Origin of the sequence: Acinetobacter lwoffii, from assembly GCF_024129735.1 — a bacterium.
Classification (GTDB): domain Bacteria; phylum Pseudomonadota; class Gammaproteobacteria; order Pseudomonadales; family Moraxellaceae; genus Acinetobacter; species Acinetobacter lwoffii_H.
In genome coordinates, this window is record NZ_JAMXXK010000016.1 from 25,418 (window position 1) to 45,383 (window position 19,966).

Sequence of the window (19,966 nt, forward strand, 5' to 3'; positions counted from 1 at the left end):
TGACAAATTAAAAAAGCACCCAACTGGGTGCTTTTTTATTACGGTTATTTAAGTTGCAAGTTTTCTAAATAATGCAGCAATACCGAACTGGCGGCCTGTTCAAGCGCGGGTGCATAGCTTTGATGATCCGTCCGCAATGCAGGGATATTGATCTGGGCTTTGCGTAACTCACAGGTATGTCCAATCAGCCATTTCTCTAAACTTTCACTGACCACTTCAGCATGGAATTGTAGTGCCAGAATATTCTGTCCTACCTGAAAGGCCTGATTTGGATAAAGGTCAGAGCTGGCCAGTAACTCTGCCTGTTCAGGTAGATCAAAGGTATCACCATGCCAATGCAGGACGTCAATATCTTCCAGAGCTTTTAGTGGATTATTTTCAATAGAAGTAAGACTGAGTTTAGACCAGCCAATTTCTTTTACATCTCCTGGATAGACTTTGGCATCCAATGCAGCAGCAATTAACTGCGCACCTAAACAGATGCCTAATGTCGGTAAATTCTTTTGTAGGCGAACTTTAAGTAAGTCTATTTCCTGTTGTAAAAAAGGATAATCCTCAGTTTCATAGACTGCAATCGGGCCACCGAGAATGACTGTTAATCCGGGATGTTCAAAAGCCTTAGTGAGATCATCGATACCGGCTTCGAAATAACGCACACGTAAGCCGAGCTGATAAAAAATATCTTCCCAAGCACCTAAGTCTTCAAAGGCCAGATGTTGAATGGCATACACGGTATCGGGGAGGTGGGCTAAGTTCAACATAGTTTTTTGATATCAAGAGAATGATTTAATTTAACGTGAATCAAAAGCAAAATAAAAGGCTTTATGCCCCACATCACGTGCAAAATAAAAAATAATAAGCATCTCTGCACTATCAGTAAGTGTGTAAACATTTTTCGTGTGATCGCTACATCAAGCAGTTCATTTTTCCTTTTATATAGAAAAGAGAGTAGAGTAAGGCTGCCGTACTGAATAAAAACAACAAGGTCATCAGGAACAAGGATATGCAGAATATACGTTTATATGTCGATAAAAATAGAATCAGCCCTTATGCCATGTCGGTTTATGTTGCTTTAAAAGAAAAGGGTTTAGATTTTCAGGAAATCGTGATTGATTTAGATCAGCAGCAACAGAAATCTGCGGCTTATCAAGCCATTTGTCCAAGTGCTAAAGTTCCGTGTTTAATAGTAGATAACTTTAGCCTGTTTGAATCATGGGCGATCACTGAATATCTGGAAGATGTCTTTTCGGCTCCAAGTTATCCGGCACTATATCCAAAGGAAATTCAGGCGAGAGCCAAATGTCGCGCCATACAAGCCTTGGTCAAAACCGATTTTATGCAAATCCGCCAACAAATGCCTTCCGATTCGGTATTTCATCCACCAAAAATATCTACATCTCTTACAGCTCCGATCACCGAAGAAATTCAGCGCTTGGTGAATGTGGCAGAACATATGCTGGAGGACATATGGTTGACTGAACACTGGTCCATTGCAGACTTTGATCTGGCCTTTATGTTGCATCGTCTGCTGAGTCATCAGGTGAAACTTCCTGTGAAAATAATAGAATATGTCGAGCGTAATTTTAAGCGGGCTTCGGTACAGGCTTGGCTGGCAGAGCATGAAAAAGCTAAAACTTTAATCTAATGTCGACTGATAAAACAGTTCATAAAAAACCTACTTAAATAGATAAAATTCAAGCGTAATATGAATCAGAACAAGACTTGAAAGATGCTGAGGATACAGTCCTCGTTGAATAAGAAGGAAGGAGTGGCCGGTGGGAAATTCACATCATCATGAGCATAGTCATGTCACCGTGACTGCAAAAAATGCCAGAAAATTATCAATAGCACTGGGATTAACCACCACTTTTTTAATTGTGGAAGTGATTGCTGGTTTTCTAACTCAAAGTTTGGCCTTACTTTCTGATGCTGCGCATATGTTTACCGATGCTGCTGCACTGGCTATCGCTTTAGTCGCTATCAAAATTGGACAAAAACCGGCAGACAATAAACGGACATTTGGTTATCAGCGCTTTGAGATTTTGGCTGCTTTGTTTAACGCCTTAATGCTGTTTGTGGTTGCGATTTATATCTTGTTTGAAGCTTATCAGCGTTTGAGTCATCCACCAGAAATTCAAAGCCTTGGCATGATGATTGTTGCTGTTTTGGGGCTGATCATTAATCTGATTTCCATGAAAATTCTGGTGTCTAGTAGTCAGGAAAGTCTCAATGTCAAAGGTGCTTATCTGGAAGTGCTCAGTGATGCACTGGGATCTGTAGGCGTGATTATTGGAGCACTAGTGATTTATTTCACCGGCTGGATGTGGATAGATACACTCATTGCAGTATTAATCGGATTTTGGGTATTGCCAAGGACCTGGATTTTGCTGAAACAGAGCATCAATATTCTGCTTGAAGGTGTGCCGGAGGAAATTGATATTGAAAAATTACGTCACGATCTTTTGGCGCTTGATGGGGTCCAGGATATTCATCAGCTCAAAGTCTGGGCGATTACTTCCAAAAAAGTCATGCTGACCGTGCATCTGGTTGCACCGAATGTGGATTATCAGAAACTGCGGCATCAGACCTTTGAGATGCTTCACCATGAGCATCATATTACCGAGATGACCTTGCAGATTGAAGCGGAAGATTGCCCGCCGGAACATCGGGGACAATCCTCACATCCGCATTCACATGCTGAAACCCATCAGCATTGAAGTGGAATAATCTAAGCGTCGGGAAAGTTGATTATTTTTTTAAAAGTGAGCGAATCACATCCAGATAACTTGGCGGAGCATCGACATACTGACGCTCCCTTAACATCTGATGCATTTTCGCCAGCTTTTGATGCGGCACAGAGGCCATCAAATGATGTTCAATATGATAGTTCACATGAATTGGGGCTACAAAAGCACGTGCCAGCCAGTCTGCACGGGTGGTGCGGGTATTGCTAAGGGCAGAATGACTGGTTTCTAGGCCCGCATGCTCAGCCATGGCGCGGATGCGGATAAACAAGGGAAATGGAGTGATATAGGCTAGAGGCCATAATAAATACAGTTTAGGATGCCCACTGGCCCAAAGAGCAGAAAAAATTGCTGCATTTGAGATGAGCATACCGGAACTATTCTTAAACAGATTCTTTGCTAACTCTAAATTGCTGCGATCACCACGCGGAATTGGCTTGGGGTCATTGGAAACGCTCCATTCCAGTAATTCAAGATCCATTAATACTCGACCTGCAAGGAACTTAAGTCCAGATTGCCCATTCAGGTCACGGAAGAATTTCCTGAATAGTGAGCTTTGAGTAATGGGGAAATTTTTTACCAACCCCAGGTCAGGATCATCTGGCTGCGAGGTTTTAGCATGATGTTTTAGATGATAAGGACGATACTTGCTGACATCATTCCAGATCGGGCGTGCACAGAGCCAGTCAGTCAAATGAGTGTTCAACCATTTGGTTTTAAATAGACTATGGTGCGAAGCATCATGCATCAGTATGGCCAGCGCAAGTTGTCGGCCAGCCAAAATGGCCAATGCCAATGCACACATCAGGACTTTTCCCCACGTAGGTAAATATTCCCAGCTATAGGCTACCGTGCCAAAGGTCATGACAATTACGGTCCAGGTTGAACCTACTGCCCAAGCACCATGCAAGTCTGAGGTCGTGGTGAGCTCTTTAATTTCATCACGACTAAAAAGTTCTGTGACACTGACCTTGCTGTTCATTTTTCTGCCTATATTTAGTTCTTATTGCTGTATTCAATATATTTGGAGGGAATATTACAGTCAATTTATTTTTGTGTATAAAAAAGAAATAAATTAGACCCCTTGGTCTTTAAAATAGTGTTGCCATAAAAATTGTCCCTGTTTTTCTATTTTGCGGACTGTGAGCTCAAATTGTTGTCGGGCATCGGTGTCTATCCATTCTGCAGGAAGCAAAGGATCAGCACGTAAACTAAATAGGGCAGATTTACCTAGATAAAAGGCACTTTTTGCAGCCTCTGCTAAAGTCAGATTTTGGTAATTCTCAAACCAGTCATTGATATCATGCTGTACTGCATGATAGGTCTGATGTAGCGCTTCGATATCCCATAAATCACGAACTTCGGTTTCACTTTCCAGTTGACTGACCTGGAAAAAACGTGCGTCAGGATCTAATCCAAACTGGATTACAGCTGTTTTTAATGGACTTAGGTTTAGTGTTAAATTATCGGGACGAATAAAAACATTTTGCTCTAGTTCCTGAAAACCATAATAACGCAGCGCTTTTTCTCTTTTAGATAAGGCGGTACGGTCTACACGTCCTAAAGCACCGGTATAGACCAATACATATTTTCCGTTCCATGTAGTCGCCGTTTGCATATCAGGATGTTTGTTTAAGCTGATAAAAGAAGTATCGAACTTTTTCTCTAATAATTGATACACGCCGCGCTCTACAGCTTGAATCACATTTTCCTGATTTAATCGGGCCACAGCGACACGGATCCCATTGTCAGATATACCCAATAATTCAGCAGCAGTTAATATCCGCTTAATAGACAGGGTGGAGTTTTTAGAGGCATATAAAAGATCTAGAATTAGATGACGAGCATTTAATTTATAAGTCATGAAACGATATCGTTATGAAAGGGATTGAAAGTTTTAAAGTTTATCCACAATAGCACTTTGTCATAAATAACCCAAAAAAATTGTCAGGGTAAAAGAGGATGAATAAGTGATTTGAGATATGCATTTTATTAATAAATTTTTTTCAAACACAATAAAAAACCCTTATCTTTCGATAAGGGTTTTTCGTATTCTGGAGCGGGAAAGGAGACTCGAACTCCCGACCCCAACCTTGGCAAGGTTATGCTCTACCAACTGAGCTATTCCCGCAATGAGGTGAATTATAGAGAATTCCACAGCAGTGTCAACTCTCTATAAATCTGTTTGATTAATTAATCAGCACGGCGCCAAACCGTACCTTGACGGGTATCCTCAAGAACAACACCTTGATCAAGTAAAGATTGACGAATCTCATCCGCACGTGCGAATTCTTTGGCTTTCTTGGCATCCTGACGCTGTTGAATTAAATCTTCAATTTGTTCAGGTGACAACCCTAGAGCTTCCTGACCAATGTCAGACTTGAGGAACTCTTCTACATCCTGCTGTACCAGACCGAGAATATTGGTCAGGTGACGTAAAGTTGCATAATAAATCGCTGCCTGTTCCGCATTTTCTTCTTTCACGGCACGATTCAGTTCTTTATTGATTTCGAACAATACCGCAATCGCTTCAGGCGTATTGAAATCATCACACATAGCGGTATTAAAACGTTCAACAAAAGCCTCATCCAGAGTTTCAATCAGATGATCACCATAAACCGCCTGATAGGTTTTAAACGAGTGATAGAAACGAGACAAGGTATTTTTTGCTTCTTTTAAGGCAACATCCGAGTAATTCACCGGGCTACGATAATGGGAAGAGACAATGAAATAACGCACCACTTCCGGATGGAATTTTTCAATCACGTCGCGAATAGTGAAGAAATTGCCTAAAGACTTCGACATTTTCTCGCCATCGACATTAATAAATCCGGCATGCATCCAGTAATTGACATACTGTTCGCCAGTAGAAGCTTCAGATTGTGCAATTTCATTTTCATGGTGCGGGAAGGTTAAATCGGCACCGCCGCCATGAATATCGAAATGATTACCCAGGCAGCAGGTCGACATTGCTGAACATTCAATATGCCAGCCTGGACGACCATTACCCCAAGGAGATGCCCATGACGGTTCATTTTCTTTGGCGTGTTTCCAGAGGACAAAGTCAAACGGATGTTTCTTTTCGACTTCAACATCGACACGTTCAGAGGCACCGGCTTGCATATCTTCTAGTTTACGGCCAGAAAGACGACCATATTTGGCAAACTTCTCGACCTCAAAGTAGACATCACCATTATTGGATGGATAAGCCGTACCTTTGTCGACCAGGTTGCTGATCATATCCTGCATCTGATCGATGTAATCTGTGGCTTTAGGTGCTACATCAGGTGCAAGGCAGCCCAGTTTGGCAAAATCCTCATTCATCGCATCAATAAAGCGGCTGGTTAGCTCTGAGATACTTTCGCCATTTTCATTGGCACGTTTAATAATTTTGTCGTCAATATCCGTAATATTACGCACATATTTGACTTTCCAGCCTTGGCTACGCAGGAAACGGATAATATAGTCAAATGCAACCACTGTACGTGCATGTCCAATATGACAGTAGTCATAAACCGTCATACCACAGACATACAGATCAATTTGACCTTCAACACGAGGTACGAATTCTACTTTTTTGCGTTGCTCTGAGTTATATAGAACAAATGGTTGCATAGCTGTTCAAAAGACTTCAAATAAAAGGATGAATCATCTTAACCTAAGCATAATTATTCATAAAGATAAAAGCGCAAAAAGCCTCAGTTATTTAGGATAGTTAGGCAACGAGAGTGATTTAGAAAGAAGAGGTTCAGGAAGTGAAATAGCGATATTGAGCTTACATTTTCAGAGGTAATGTTTGCCAGTATGATTAAATTATATTTGAATGAGTCTGGTCTGATTTGAACCAAACCTATTTTGGATAGCGTAAGCGCGTTCCCCTAAAAAATAAAAACAAGCGCCTTTTACAGCGTCAAAAATGAAGCGAATGTAGAGGTGGAGATACCAGATTGTGCAAGTTAAATACAATCTGAATATATTAAAAATCCGTCGAATCTTCTACATTTAGAAAGCTTACAATTGCATAGCTATGCTAAAATTGCGAAAATTATGCCCATCAAACCAGAGTTTTTCTCTGTCCTTAGCGTAGGTAAACAGGCTTTGAATCCACAAAAAACAGCGAATCAACTAGATTTCCAGAAAGTCGCACTTGAAACACTGCGCATCGAAGAAAATGCACTACAGATTTTAGCAACACAGATTGATGACCGTTTTAGCCGGGCATGTGAAATTATTCTACAGTGTACCGGCCGTCTGGTGATTACCGGAATGGGCAAGTCAGGTCATATTGGCCGTAAAATGGCGGCGACATTTGCTTCGACCGGAACTCCCTCATTCTTTATGCATCCTGGTGAAGCCGGTCATGGTGACTTAGGTATGCTGGTGGCTGGTGATGTGCTGATTGCGATTTCAAACTCGGGCAAGAGTGATGAAATCATGATGTTGATGCCACTCATCAAACATCTGGAAATTCCGCTGATTACCATCAGTGGTGATGATCGTGGTCCAATGCCACAAAATGCTGATGTAGCTTTGACGCTGGGTAATATTCAGGAAGCGTGCCCACTGGGTTTAGCGCCGACATCGTCAACGACGGCAACATTGGCTTTGGGTGATGCTTTAGCGGTGGCTTTACTGGACGCTCGCGGCTTTACCTCGGATGATTTTGCACGCTCACATCCTGCAGGTGCACTGGGTAAGCGTCTGTTATTGCATGTGAAGCATCTGATGCGTACTGGAGCCGATTTGCCGAAAGTCTCGCCTGATACCGCCATGAATAAAGTATTGTACGAAATTTCCAACAAGCGCTTGGGCTTAACCACAGTCGTCGATGAAAATGATGTGTTGCTGGGGATTTTTACCGATGGTGACTTGCGTCGCTTGATTGATAAGCAGCAAGGTTTTGATGTCAATCTGGCTATTCAGGACGTGATGACCAAAAATCCGTTGACCATTTCTCAGGAAGCACGTGCAGTGGTGGCACTGGAACGTATGAATGAGCATAAAATTAATCAATTTGTAGTTGTTGATGATGCCAATAAAGTCATTGGTGTGATTAGTATGCATGACCTGATTCAGGCTGGGGTAAATTAATAAATGGCATCTTATGTATTATTAGAGCAGGCACGTCATATTGCAGCACTGGTGCTTGATGTAGATGGTATTTTAAGTGATGGCTTTGTAACGCTGACTAATACTGGCGATGAGATCAAATCCTTTGATATTCGTGACGGTCTGGGCATGAAACTGGTTCAGCAAGCAGGGATCAAGGTGATTATTATCACCGGACGTAAAAGCAATATCGTAGAAAAGCGTATGTCGGATCTGGGTGTTGATCTGGTCTATCAGGGCCGTGAAGACAAAGGTACAGCACTTCGTGAAGCCTGCGCACAGCTCAACATTGATCCTGAAGATTGCCTGTACATGGGCGATGACTGGCCTGATCTGTCTGCTTTTGCCATTGCCGGCATGAAAGTGACCGTGCCTAATGGTCATGTTGAAGTTCGCCGCCGTGCCGATCTGGTGACTCAGGCCCAAGGTGGACGTGGTGCGGTGCGTGAAATCTGCGATATGCTGTTAATGTCCAAAGGCATGTACCAAGAGTTACTTGAAAAATATACTCGTGCGCCTTATTAATAAGTCATATCTTTTGGATTAAGTACACCGCTTATGGATACTAAAGTTTTATATATTACGGCTGTGATTATTGCCGCAATAAGTGGTGGTTATTACTATTACAGCGGCAAGGGCAACAAGCTGCAGGCAGATTCTGCGCGCAGCATGACCTATTCCGCTCAAAATATTAACTTAACCCAGACGGATGAAACAGGCCAGGTGTCGGTTCGTGCCCAAGTGGACCGACTTGAGCAGAACCTGCAGCTAGAAACTTCAAAGCTAGAAAATCTGCGAGCATCGACTTATGACAATGGCAAAGTCGATGCAACTTTCTTTGCCAAAATGGCGCATGGTTATGATGACAATACAAAAGTTGTACTCTCTCAAGAAGTGTTCGCCACCAAAATCATGCAAAATGGGAAAATGCAGTTTCGTACTGAAGAACTGACCGCTTTTCCGAAAACACGTGAAATTGAAACAGACAAGACAGTGATTGTGGAATCTCCACAGGCTGAATTTGTCAGCCAGGGTCTTAAAGCCAATCTTAATGATGGTCAATACGAATTCTTTAATATTCGAGGAAAGTATGAACCAAACTCCTAAAGCCAAAATGATGCACACTTTCCTGAAGCGTATGACGCTGGCGGCTGTGGTTGGACTCGGTTCAATCACTGCTTTTGCGCTGCCATCTGACCGTAACCAGCCAATCACCTTGCTGGCTGACCGGGCGACTTTCAATGAGCGGACGGGTGTGACGACGTATTCGGGCAATGTCATCATTGAACAGGGCACCATGAAGCTGCAAGCCAATTCGATTGTGGCCAATCTGAACAATAAGCGTCAGATCAGCCTGATTACGGCTACTGGCAGCCCGGCACAGTTCCAGCAAAAAGTGGATCCGGCCAAAGGTCTTGCCAAAGGTCAGGCGCAGAAAATTGTCTACAATGCTGAAACCGGGATTATTACCTTGTCAGGCAATGCCTTCCTGCAACAGGACGGTGCCAGTATTCGTGGTGCGACTTTAAAATACAGCATGAACAAAGGCGATATCGAAGCCACCGGAACACCAAACAAAACCGGTTCATCGTCTGGTCGTGTACAAATCGTGATTCCACCCTCTAGTTCAACATCCTTCCCGGGAGCGCGTGATTAATGGAGCAATCGCAGCAGGTTCAAACCCTCACCATTAAACATCTGGCGAAAAACTATAATAAACGCTGGGTAGTGAAAGATGTATCGTTCAGCATGGAAAGTGGCCAGATTGTCGGGTTACTGGGACCAAATGGCGCCGGTAAAACCACCAGTTTTTATATGGTGGTTGGTCTGGTGCGGATGGATAAGGGAGAAATCTATCTCGATGATCTGGATCTTTCCGACCTCGCAATGCATGAACGGGCACGTAAGGGGATTGGTTATTTGCCGCAGGAAGCTTCAATTTTCCGAAAACTGACGATTTCAGAAAATATTATGGCAATTCTGGAAACCCGTAAAGATATGACCAAGGCACAACGTCAGCAACGTCTGGCGGAGTTACTGGCAGACTTTAAAATCACTCATATCAAAGATTCTTTGGGCATGAGTGTATCGGGAGGTGAGCGACGTCGTGCCGAGATTGCACGTGCACTTGCGGCCGACCCAAAATTTATGTTACTCGATGAGCCTTTTGCCGGTGTCGATCCGATTTCGGTTGGAGATATTAAGGATATTATTACGACCTTGAAAGATCGCGGAATTGGGGTGCTGATTACCGATCATAATGTGCGTGAAACGCTGGCGATTTGTGAGCATGCTTATATTGTCAGTGAGGGTGCATTGCTTGCTGAAGGTACACCAGAAGAAATCCTGGCGAATGAGACTGTGAGAAAAGTTTATCTGGGTGATGATTTCACTGTTTAAATAATCCTGCTTTCTATAAAAACCCTGCATCAGGCGCCAGTTGTCGGATGCAGGGTTTTTTTTGATCAAATCAAAGTGAAAAAGATTTCTTTTAAAGGGATTTGATATATTGTTAGGCTAAAACAAGAAACATTACATAATTATGCGATTTAGGGCAGAACACTTTAAAAAAATCAGGGGAAAACAGATCAAAAAAGAAGGAAATTGATACTTCTTCTTTTGCCTTTATCTGTGTCTTTGGGGCATGCAGAAAGCTCACCCCATTATTTTGCCAATCTCAAGAATGGCTTGGGCCAGTTGATTGCACCCAAACCAACACGGTCAGCGCATACCATTGATATTACCTCGCTTGGTCATTATTCATTAGATACATCAAAAGTAGCTGAGCTGCCGCAAATTACCCGGCCACAGTCAGGACAGCCAGCTTTAAGTTCTACGATCACAGCTGGCATTCCACAGAAAATGAATCTGATGGAAGCCGTACATCGGGCGGTGCAGCGCCGTCCTGAAATCACCCAGAGTATTTCGACATTATCTGCGCAGGCCGCGAATATTGATGTGGCGAGATCGGGTTATTATCCGCAGTTATCCGGGGGTATCGGGACAGGTGACCTCACTTCCGGTGAACGTGGACGACAAATGGTTTCTTTGAATGCCACCCAGATGCTGTATGACTTTGGCAAAATTAAAACCAATGTCAATGTGGAAGAAGCCCGCTTGGCAGAACAACAGGCCAGGGTGCTGGTCAGTCTGGACCAGGTCGCATTTGAAGTGGCTGATGCAATAGTGAATATTAAGCGCTATCAGGAGATTACCAAGATTGCCCAGCAGCAGATTCAGGGCATTGCACGGATTGCAGAAATTGCCAATTTGCGTGCCCGCGCCGGGATCAGCAGTCAGGCCGATCCAATTCAGGCGCAGTCCAATCTGGAAGCAGCGCAATCGAATCTGATTGTACAGCAGACCCAGCTCAGACAATATCAACAACGCTTGCGTACCTTGCTGGGATTTGATGTATCCGCCGTTGAATGGGATATTCCTGAGCGTATTGTGGCACAGGCCGATCTTTATCAGGATCCGGAATTTACCCAGATTCCGAACATGATTCTGGCCCATGCCGGGGTCAATGTTGCCCGTTTGCAAAAAGATCAGGCGCGGCTAAGCCCTTATCCGACCATTAGTGTTAAAGGTAGTCTAAGTCAGGCGATGAATGGACGGAATCCAAATAATAATGAAGATGATGGCTTTTATAATTCAGTCATGATTGAAGCCAGCAGTAATTTGTATCAGGGTGGTGCAACGCGTTCACAGACCCGTGCCGCAAGCTATGCCGAAGAAGCTGCACGCGCACAGGTCAATACGGTCTATCTGGATGTGCTGGATCAGGTGCGCTTGATCCGCGAGCAGATTGAAAATAAACAAAAACAAATGGGGGTTTTATCCCAGCGCCGCGCAACCACGGTACGCACCAAAGAGCTGTATCAAGAACAATATAAATTGGGTACCCGAACCGTGGTGGATTTGCTGAATGCAGAGCAAGCCATTCATAGTGCCGCGCAGGAAATTGAATCGGCACGCTATGACATTTACTCGGCGATCGTACAGTACATTCAGGTCACGGGCCGTACACGGGATATTTACGCGCTTAACAGCATTTCTATTCAGGGGTTTGAAGTTCAGCCATGAGTACTACAATAATAAATTATCAACCTTGGCTTCAGGCAGTTTTAAATATTGCCCGGCATTACCGGATCGAGCCTTCTGAGGAGCGGATACGCCTGCAACTGGACTGGAACCAGCATCATGACATCGATGACATGCTCAAGATAGTCAGTCGTCAGATGGGTTTAAATGTCCGTAAAAATAAATTTGAGCGCAGCCTGCTGAATCCATGGCGTTTACCTTTACTAGTTGAATTCGATAGTGATGATGTGGGCGTGATCGAACGCATCGACACGCAGGGCAATGTCAGCATTCAGCTCAGTGGTGATGAGGGTTTATCTCAAAGTTTCACGATTGAACAGTTAGAGACTGGCATAAAGCATCTTTATGTGCTGCGTCCTGAATCTTCAGTTCCGGATGCACGTGTTGATGAATATATCAAACCTTTTGAAAAAAACTGGTTCTGGTCGATTGTCCTGAATGACTGGAAGCGTTATATCGATGTGATGTTTGCGTCTTTAATTGCCAATATTCTGGCATTGGCCACGATAGTCTTCTCGATGAATGTCTATGACCGTGTCATTCCATCACAATCCATTCCGACGTTATGGGTGTTGGCAGGTAGTGTACTGATCGCTGCGATTTTTGAGTTTGTATTACGGGTATCCCGTATTTATCTTTCAGACATTATTGGTAAACGCGCGGATTTAAAAATTTCTGACCGGGTATTTGGTCATTCATTACGGATTAAAAACAGCGAACGTTCCAAATCGACAGGAACTTTTATTTCACAAATTCGCGAGCTGGAAGGCGTCCGCGAGCTGGTGACTTCAACCACAGTTACGGCCATTGCCGATCTGCCATTTTTCTTCCTGTTCTTAGGCATCTTCTGGGTGATCGGTGGCAATCTGTTCTGGGTCATGTTACTCGTTGTGCCCTTAATGATTCTTCCAGGGATTCTGGCGCAGAAAAAACTGGCACAGCTGGCCCAGTTGGGGATGCGTGAATCTGCCATCCGCAATGCCTTGCTGGTAGAAGCTGTACAAGGAATTGAAGACATCAAGCTGTTAAGAGCTGAAACGCGTTTCCAGAATCAGTGGAATCATATGAATGAAGTGTCAGCCGATGTCAGCATGCAGCAACGTAAAATTGTCGGCTTGATAACCGCCTGGACCCAAAAAATTCAGGGACTGACCTTTGCAATTGTAGTCTTGGTCGGGGCTTTTGCGGTGATGGAGGGTGACATGACCACAGGCGCACTGGTGGCCTGTTCGATTCTATCTTCACGCATGCTGGCACCAATTTCACAAATTACGGGCGTACTGGGTCGCTTGCAGCAGGCCAAAGTAGCGAAATCCGGTCTGGATGAATTGATGAAAAAACCGGTGGACCAGCCGGACTATTCGCACCTGATTCATCGTCCGGCACTGGATGGGCATTATGAGCTTAACGGTGTGGTGTTTAAATATGGTGATGATGATCCGAAACCGAGTTTGATGATTCCCAAGCTAGAGATCAAGCCCGGAGAGAAAATTGCGATTCTGGGCCGTAACGGTGCAGGAAAGTCAACCTTGTTGCAGCTCTTGTCTGGGATGCAGACACCGCTACAGGGCAAGGTCAAGCTGGATGGTATTGATCTGACCTTGATTGACCCGTCAGATGTACGTCGTGATATGGGCTTGCTGAATCAGAATTCACAATTATTCTATGGCAGCATTCGTGAAAACCTGACTTTGGGTGCGCCGTTGGCCACCGATCAGCAAATTCTGGAAGCCTTACAAATTACCGGCGCACTGGGATTTGTACAGGAGAAAAAAGAATGGCTGGATCATATCATTTTAGAGGGCGGTGTCGGCTTCTCTGGTGGACAGCGCCAAGCCTTGTTATTGGCACGGCTGTTGATCCGTCAACCAAAGATTTTGCTGCTGGATGAACTGACTGCCGCCATTGATGATGTGTCAGAAAAACAGTTGATTGATCATCTTAAAGGTTATTTAACCCATCGTACGATGATCGTCGCCACTCATCGCCGTGCGGTATTGGAACTGGTGGATCGTATTCTGGTGGTCAATGATGGCAAGATTGTGATGGATGGACCACGGGATCAGATCCTGAATCAGTCGCAGGGTGGTAATAAGCGGGTTGTGGGAGCAAGTGCATGAGTGAACTACAGCAACTAAAACGTTCCAGCAAGGTCAGCTTTCAGGAACCGCCATTACCCAAATCAAGTGTCATCATCTGGATTATCGGCATTGGCCTACTGGTATTACTGACCTGGGCCTGGTTATTCAAATTGGAAGAAGTATCTACCGGTACTGGAAAAATAATTCCATCATCCAAATAGCAGGTGATTCAGTCTCTGGATGGCGGTATTTTGACTAAACTTAATGTCAAAGAAGGTGAGATTGTCGAGTGTGGGCAAGTATTGGCCCAGCTTGATCCGACCCGCTTTGAATCCAACGTCGGTGAATCAGAATCCTTGCTGGTGTCATCACGTGCCACTTCAGCCCGTTTACGTGCGGAAGTCACCGGCGCACCGTTGGTCTTTCCTGAAGATGTGTTGAAATACCCCAAATTGGTTAAAGAAGAAACGGCCCTGTATCAGTCGCGTCGAGCCAATTTGCAAGAATCTGTTGCAGGCCTGGAACAGGCTTTGTTACTGGTGCAGCAAGAACTGGAAATGACCGCTCCCTTGGTCGCCAAAGGGGCAGCCAGTGAAGTTGAAGTGTTGCGTCTAAAACGTGAAGCCAATGACCTGCGTAATCAGATGAATGATATCCGTAATCAATATTATGTGAATGCGCGGGAAGAATTGTCCAAAGCCAATACTGATGTAGAAACCCAGCAACAGGTGGTACGTGGCAAGTCGGATACTTTGAGCCGAACTGTTTTTAAATCACCGGTTCGCGGTGTCGTCAAAGAGATTGATGTGATGACGCTGGGCGGCGTGATTCCACAAAATGGCAAGTTGATGACCATCGTGCCACTGGATGAAAAATTACTGGTTGAAGCACGAATCTCGCCGCGTGATATTGCCTTTATTCGCCCTGATCAGGAAGCATTGGTTAAAATTACAGCTTATGATTATTCGATCTATGGTGGGTTGAATGGTAAAGTTGCGATGATTTCACCGGATACCTTGCGTGATGAAGTCAAGCAGGATCAATTTTATTATCGGGTGTATATCCGTACCGATAGCGACAAGCTCAGCAATAATGCCGGGTAGGAGTTCAATATTACTCCAGGGATGGTGGCCACCGTGGATATTCGTACTGGTTCAAAAACCGTAATGGATTATCTGATCAAGCCATTTAATAAAGCCAAAGAAGCCTTGCGTGAACGGTAATATTTGCCAAGCAATTGAGTAAAACAATCGATCAAAATCAGGCCTCTCCGTGGAGAGGCTTTTTATTTGTCTGTGCAAAGCGGGTATACTGCAGCAGTGAGAGTTTAAAGCCTGAAGTTATGCCATTTACCATTGCCAGCCTGGTCAGTTTTGAGGAAGACATCAAAAAAAGCCGCTTTCAGGCCTTTGCCACCCCTGTTGAGAATGAGCAGGACGTCAAAGATTTTCTGGAAACTTATCGTGATCCAAGCACCACGCATCAATGCTGGGCCTGGAAAATTGGCCATCAGGTACGCTTTAATGATGATGGTGAACCTTCAGGCACAGCGGGACGCCCGATTCTGGCGACCATTGAAGGCAATGAGCTGACCAATGTGCTGGTACTGGTCAATCGCTGGTATGGCGGGATCAAGCTGGGAACAGGGGGCTTGGTACGTGCCTATGGCGGTTGCGCTGGACAATGTTTGTTGTTGGCAGAAAAAATTGAACTGATTGAAAAGAAGAAGGTGCAATTTTCCTGTCAATTCAATGAATGGGCCATCTTTCAATATGAATTGAATCAGCAGCAAATCGATTATCAGGAAGAATATACAGCCGAAGGGGTGCAGATCAGCGCCTTATTTCAGTTACATCAAATTCAACCTTTTGCCTTAAAAATTCAAGATGTGACCCGCGGCCGTGAACAGCTCAAAATCATAGAAGAAGCGACAGATGACTGACGTAGATCCATTACTGAAATATCGTGAACAGCACAAACATCGCCTGAATTATATGCCTTGGCTGTACTGGTCTTTAAAGCCTAAAAATCGTAGCTGGGCAGAAGCGTGGCAAAAGGACTATCAGGCTTACTTGATGGAAATGGAAACCATCGAGATTGGTGAAAACTGTTTTATTTCACCACTGGCACATATTTTCGCGGAGCCGGGACGCAAAATCATTATTGGTGATAATAGCTTTATTGCTGCAGATTGCACCTTACATGGCCCCCTAGAGATCGGTAATGAAGTGGCGATCAATCATCACTGTATTCTGGATGGTGGCCGGGTGGGGATTAAACTGCATGATCAGGTGCGCATCGCCGCTTATTGTCATCTTTATGCCTTTGATCATGGCATGGATTTGGAGCAGCCGATTTATCAGCAGCCAGTACGTTCGCAAGGCATCGAGATTGGTCGGGATGTGTGGCTCGGTGCGCATGTCGGTATCAAGGACGGAATTAAAATCGCAGATCAGGCCGTGGTGGGAATGAACAGTATGGTGACCAAGGATGTCGAGAAGCGTGCGATTGTCGCCGGTAATCCGGCCCAATTCATTCGCTATCGTGAATAAGCTTTTGGAAGTCAAGTGCTTGATGCAACAGCCTGACTCAGCAGATGATTCGATATATTGATCTATATTTGTTCACATAAAAGTTAACATATTTCAAGTCAAGCCTTACAGATTTCGCTGCACATTTTTGAATGCTTATGCTAAGTTAAAAATAACTAAGAAATTTTTATCATAAATAGAAGAGAGGCTAAACATGAAACGTGTCATCGCCTGCATCGACTCATCACCATGTATAAACGCGCTGGCTGACGCGGCGGCATGGATTGCCAAACAGACTGGCCGTGAACTGGTCCTGTTACAGGTTTTGGATTATTACCCGGCCAGTTATCATCTGGGGGAAATCAGTGGGGTTATTGGCTTTGAAAGCAATGCCATGTTACTCAAAGAGTTGGCTGAGCTTGAACAAAAACAAAGTGAAATTGCGCTGGATTATAGCAATAACCTGCTGCAACACATTTCCGAGCGGATTCTGGCAGAACATGGTATTCAAACCACACATATTCAGGAAAAAGGGGATTTTCTGGAGCAAAGTTTCCAGATTCTTGAGCCGGATGATATCGCATTAATTGGATTGCTCGGTGAGCGCTCAGCTGAAAAGAATAAACCGATCGGCACCAATGTCGAAAATTTTATTCGTGGGGCCAATTGTACCGTGATGACTGTCGGAGAACAGTTTAAGCCGCCGACACGATTTATTTTCGCCTATGAATATTCACCGACCTGTATCAAGATGATGAAACGGATTGCGGAAAGTGATCTGCTGCGCTTATTGCAATGCCATTTGTTATATATCGGTGATCATGCTGAGATTCTGAATGAGCCTTTGCAATATTTAAATCAGGCTGGTTTAGATGTGGTGCCACAATACCGCTATGGCGATGTCGCAGAAAATATTTTGACCTATCAGCAGGAACTCGGAATTCAGCTGATCGTGTTGGGTGCATTTAGTCACAGTAAAATTCACCAGTTCTTTTTGGGCAGTATTGCGACCACGATTTTCCGGAATTCAAAAGTGCCTTTACTGGTTGCGAAGTGAGAATTGCATATAATAGCCAAGCGCGAAGTCTAATCGTAAATTGTTACAGCTTGATTTAAAAATGACCAGAGTTATCCTCATATATTGTGGATAACTCTGTGGTTAATATTTATAAGTTAATGTTATTTATGGTAAATATGTCATTGGGTGATTTTTGTTCTTCTTGTTTTATTTCACAATCGCGAGTGCAAAACCATCATGTCCTTTGCTGCCAACCGTTTGTAAAGCAGTGCATGACAAGATACGTGGATGATTTTGAAGCGCTTTAAACATGTCACGAATGCCTTCAATACTTGGTTTATTATTGTCCGGGTTAATGATTTCGCCAGCACGAATCACATTGTCCAGAAAAATAAGTGTACCTGAGTGCGACAGGTTTAAACTGAGTTCCAGATATTCCGGATAACTCTGTTTGTCTGCATCAATAAAGATGAAATCGAAAGCTTCCGTATCTTCAGGCAGGGCTTTAAGCACATCTGCTGCACGGCCGCATTTCAGTTCGACGGTCTGTTTAAGCTGCGCGCGATCAATATTTTCCTGACCCATCGCTGCATGGGTATCACGTCCTTCAATGGTCAGGATATAGCCATCATCCGGCAAAGCACGTGCCAGCCACATGGTGCTATATGCTGCAAATGTGCCGAGTTCCAGTATACGTTTACATTGGTTCATCTGGATTAGCATCTGCAACAACATGCCTTGGTTCGGTGCTACAGCCAGATGATCAGGAAAACCGTGCGCTGCGGTATTCTCAAGAGTTTGATTCAGAATAGGGTCTTCAGGAATTAAATGTGAATCAATATAGTGATCAATGTCTGTCCACATTTGTTGCATAGTCTTAGCACCTCGATTGCGATGCGTGCATTTTAAACTTTTCGCGGCAGAGCGCAATTTATTGTTCTATAGGTGATGATTTTTTAGGCTCTACAATGTCCTGAATGAACTTTGTAGAGTGGTTGTCATGACTTAGTAATTACACATCGAGGAATTACGGCCTAAACTCGGTCCCCAGGTACGATAACCTTGGGTATCGATGTGGATTTGACCTGAAGCATACATGCCAAGTCCCATATTCAGACTTTGACCATGCTGTACCCAGAACTGACACAATTTGAACTTGGTATTTTCAATATAGCTATAATCTTGTGCCTGCGGATATTCAGGCCCAATCCGGAAATCGATGGCAGAGTTGTACAGATGACGTGAAGAGTTGGCACCACCGGCACACTGGTTTAAAGGCAGGTCACGATAGACTGACGTGACTTCAAAATCAGTCAGTACATTGGCTGCAACCAGATATTTAAAGACTTTTAAAGTTGGGATCTGATTGGCCCATAATTCACGGCTTGGAATCATGTATTGGGAACGGCCACACTTGGCCCAATCACGTGCAGTACGCATCAATTCGAAACTCGGAATGATATTGCCAACCCCATGACGTTCCAGAAAAACCTCATATTCACGCACGCGTGACAAATTATCCAGTGCCGATACCCAGTGGGTATACACATAAGGCACAGTTTTTGGGTGGGCTTTACGATCGTATTGAACACGTTCTTGTGGAATGTAAATCCGTTTTCCAGCAGGTGTGGTGGCCTGTCCAGGTTGTTTTGTAGTCGTAGTACAGCCCACAAAAACAAGAGGAATTATACAAAGACTCAATAATCCCTTTAACAAGTTCTTCATTTATAGAAATCAGATATTTACAAAATAGCGCTATTTTAGACTAAATATAGGGAGAAATTTGGAGAATATTGCAATGAAATGTGTGCGTTGAGTATAAAAAAGATCAGCAAGTGCTGATCTTTTAAAGTTTAAACTAATTACTTTTCAAGGTATTGTAATTTGTCTGCTTTGCCATTCCATTCTTCACGGTCTGCTGGCTGGTCACCAATTTGTGTGATATTTGGCCATTTTTGTGACAGGTCAGCATTCAGTTCAATAAAGACTTCCTGACCTTCTGGTAATTCGTCTTCAGAGAAAATTGCATTTGCCGGGCATTCAGGTTCGCATAACGCACAGTCGATACATTCGTCCGGGTTAATCACAAGGAAGTTAGGACCTTCATAGAAACAGTCTACAGGGCAAACTTCAACACAGTCTTGATATTTACATTTAATACAATTTTCAGTGACAACGAAGGTCATGGCGACAGCTACCTAAAAAATATGGTTCTAATTACGAATGCTGTATTTTAGGCAAAAACAGGGGGAACTAACAATTCCTTTTATTGATATTTGTTATATATAGGGCTGTTAAATTTGAAAAAAGGTCGCATACCGATGAATTACAGCATTCATCGGTATGTTCAGCACTTTGACCCCATACCAGATGAGGTCG

The 19,966-nt window shown here is 43.8% G+C and carries 19 protein-coding genes, 1 tRNA gene and 1 pseudogene; 13 read left to right on the forward strand and 8 right to left on the reverse strand.

From position 1 onward, the window contains the following. Positions 1–44 precede the first annotated feature (44 nt). A complete protein-coding gene (locus NI469_RS06480) occupies positions 45–761 on the reverse strand; it encodes a glutamine amidotransferase (protein WP_253174657.1) in 717 nt (238 codons plus the stop codon). A 242-nt stretch (positions 762–1,003) separates the two neighbouring features. Here NI469_RS06480 and yfcF point away from each other — a divergent pair, with 242 nt between their 5' ends. Then, on the forward strand, positions 1,004–1,645 hold the full coding sequence (gene yfcF, locus NI469_RS06485; RefSeq protein WP_253174658.1) for a glutathione transferase: 642 nt from the start codon (positions 1,004–1,006) through the stop codon (positions 1,643–1,645). Positions 1,646–1,775: 130 nt separating this feature from the next. Continuing rightward, positions 1,776–2,717: a cation diffusion facilitator family transporter gene (locus NI469_RS06490; RefSeq protein WP_004279963.1), complete on the forward strand. Its 942-nt coding sequence runs from the start codon at positions 1,776–1,778 to the stop codon at positions 2,715–2,717. A 31-nt stretch (positions 2,718–2,748) separates the two neighbouring features. Here NI469_RS06490 and NI469_RS06495 read toward each other — a convergent pair whose 3' ends face one another. The 4 genes from NI469_RS06495 to cysS form a co-directional block, all read right to left on the reverse strand. Beyond that, positions 2,749–3,726 carry a fatty acid desaturase family protein gene (locus NI469_RS06495; RefSeq protein ID WP_253174659.1) on the reverse strand — a complete coding sequence of 326 codons (978 nt, stop codon included), beginning with the start codon at positions 3,724–3,726 and terminating at the stop codon, positions 2,749–2,751. 93 nt (positions 3,727–3,819) lie between these two features. Then, entirely contained in the window at positions 3,820–4,608 is a 789-nt protein-coding gene (locus NI469_RS06500; RefSeq protein WP_253174660.1) for a hypothetical protein, read from the reverse strand. 191 nt (positions 4,609–4,799) lie between these two features. Next, positions 4,800–4,875 (reverse strand) — tRNA-Gly (locus tag NI469_RS06505). 62 nt (positions 4,876–4,937) lie between these two features. Then, positions 4,938–6,359 carry a cysteine--tRNA ligase gene (gene cysS, locus NI469_RS06510; protein ID WP_004729875.1) on the reverse strand — a complete coding sequence of 474 codons (1,422 nt, stop codon included), beginning with the start codon at positions 6,357–6,359 and terminating at the stop codon, positions 4,938–4,940. 432 nt (positions 6,360–6,791) lie between these two features. On the opposite strand from cysS, the gene NI469_RS06515 reads away from it, so the two are divergent. The 11 genes and pseudogenes from NI469_RS06515 to NI469_RS06565 all read left to right on the forward strand — a co-directional run bounded on the left by NI469_RS06515 (position 6,792) and on the right by NI469_RS06565 (position 17,626). After that, positions 6,792–7,835: a KpsF/GutQ family sugar-phosphate isomerase gene (locus NI469_RS06515; protein WP_004279959.1), complete on the forward strand. Its 1,044-nt coding sequence runs from the start codon at positions 6,792–6,794 to the stop codon at positions 7,833–7,835. Positions 7,836–7,838: 3 nt separating this feature from the next. Continuing rightward, on the forward strand, positions 7,839–8,378 hold the full coding sequence (locus NI469_RS06520) for a KdsC family phosphatase (RefSeq protein ID WP_004279958.1): 540 nt from the start codon (positions 7,839–7,841) through the stop codon (positions 8,376–8,378). A 33-nt stretch (positions 8,379–8,411) separates the two neighbouring features. Further along, a complete protein-coding gene (gene lptC, locus NI469_RS06525) occupies positions 8,412–8,960 on the forward strand; it encodes an LPS export ABC transporter periplasmic protein LptC (protein ID WP_004729873.1) in 549 nt (182 codons plus the stop codon). Then, on the forward strand, positions 8,944–9,510 hold the full coding sequence (gene lptA / locus NI469_RS06530) for a lipopolysaccharide transport periplasmic protein LptA (RefSeq protein ID WP_253147048.1): 567 nt from the start codon (positions 8,944–8,946) through the stop codon (positions 9,508–9,510). Before lptC ends, lptA begins: the two co-directional genes overlap by 17 nt. Continuing rightward, on the forward strand, positions 9,510–10,253 hold the full coding sequence (gene lptB, locus NI469_RS06535; RefSeq protein ID WP_005104345.1) for an LPS export ABC transporter ATP-binding protein: 744 nt from the start codon (positions 9,510–9,512) through the stop codon (positions 10,251–10,253). The genes lptA and lptB overlap by 1 nt, the downstream gene beginning before the upstream one ends. A gap of 204 nt (positions 10,254–10,457) precedes the next feature. Beyond that, positions 10,458–11,939 (forward strand): TolC family outer membrane protein, encoded by a 1,482-nt coding sequence (locus tag NI469_RS06540; protein ID WP_420909170.1) that lies wholly within the window; start codon positions 10,458–10,460, stop codon positions 11,937–11,939. Further along, complete coding sequence (locus NI469_RS06545) at positions 11,936–14,077, forward strand: type I secretion system permease/ATPase (RefSeq protein WP_253174661.1); 2,142 nt, start codon at positions 11,936–11,938, stop codon at positions 14,075–14,077. The genes NI469_RS06540 and NI469_RS06545 overlap by 4 nt, the downstream gene beginning before the upstream one ends. Further along, a pseudogene (locus tag NI469_RS06550) lies at positions 14,074–15,261 on the forward strand (beta-barrel domain-containing protein). Before NI469_RS06545 ends, NI469_RS06550 begins: the two are co-directional and overlap by 4 nt. Positions 15,262–15,380: 119 nt before the next feature. Beyond that, positions 15,381–15,980: an IMPACT family protein gene (locus NI469_RS06555; RefSeq protein ID WP_004646684.1), complete on the forward strand. Its 600-nt coding sequence runs from the start codon at positions 15,381–15,383 to the stop codon at positions 15,978–15,980. Beyond that, a complete protein-coding gene (locus tag NI469_RS06560) occupies positions 15,973–16,590 on the forward strand; it encodes a DapH/DapD/GlmU-related protein (RefSeq protein ID WP_253113097.1) in 618 nt (205 codons plus the stop codon). The genes NI469_RS06555 and NI469_RS06560 overlap by 8 nt, the downstream gene beginning before the upstream one ends. A gap of 193 nt (positions 16,591–16,783) precedes the next feature. Continuing rightward, positions 16,784–17,626, forward strand: a complete 843-nt coding sequence (locus NI469_RS06565) for a universal stress protein (protein ID WP_253174662.1) — start codon at positions 16,784–16,786, stop codon at positions 17,624–17,626. Between the two features lie 168 nt (positions 17,627–17,794). On the opposite strand, the gene NI469_RS06570 is transcribed toward NI469_RS06565, so the two are convergent. From NI469_RS06570 to fdxA, 3 genes are all read right to left on the reverse strand, one after another. Continuing rightward, positions 17,795–18,460: an O-methyltransferase gene (locus NI469_RS06570; RefSeq protein WP_004646686.1), complete on the reverse strand. Its 666-nt coding sequence runs from the start codon at positions 18,458–18,460 to the stop codon at positions 17,795–17,797. 132 nt (positions 18,461–18,592) lie between these two features. After that, positions 18,593–19,312, reverse strand: a complete 720-nt coding sequence (locus NI469_RS06575) for a D-Ala-D-Ala carboxypeptidase family metallohydrolase (RefSeq protein WP_004279938.1) — start codon at positions 19,310–19,312, stop codon at positions 18,593–18,595. A gap of 137 nt (positions 19,313–19,449) precedes the next feature. After that, a complete protein-coding gene (gene fdxA, locus NI469_RS06580; protein WP_004279936.1) occupies positions 19,450–19,773 on the reverse strand; it encodes a ferredoxin FdxA in 324 nt (107 codons plus the stop codon). Positions 19,774–19,966: the final 193 nt, after the last annotated feature.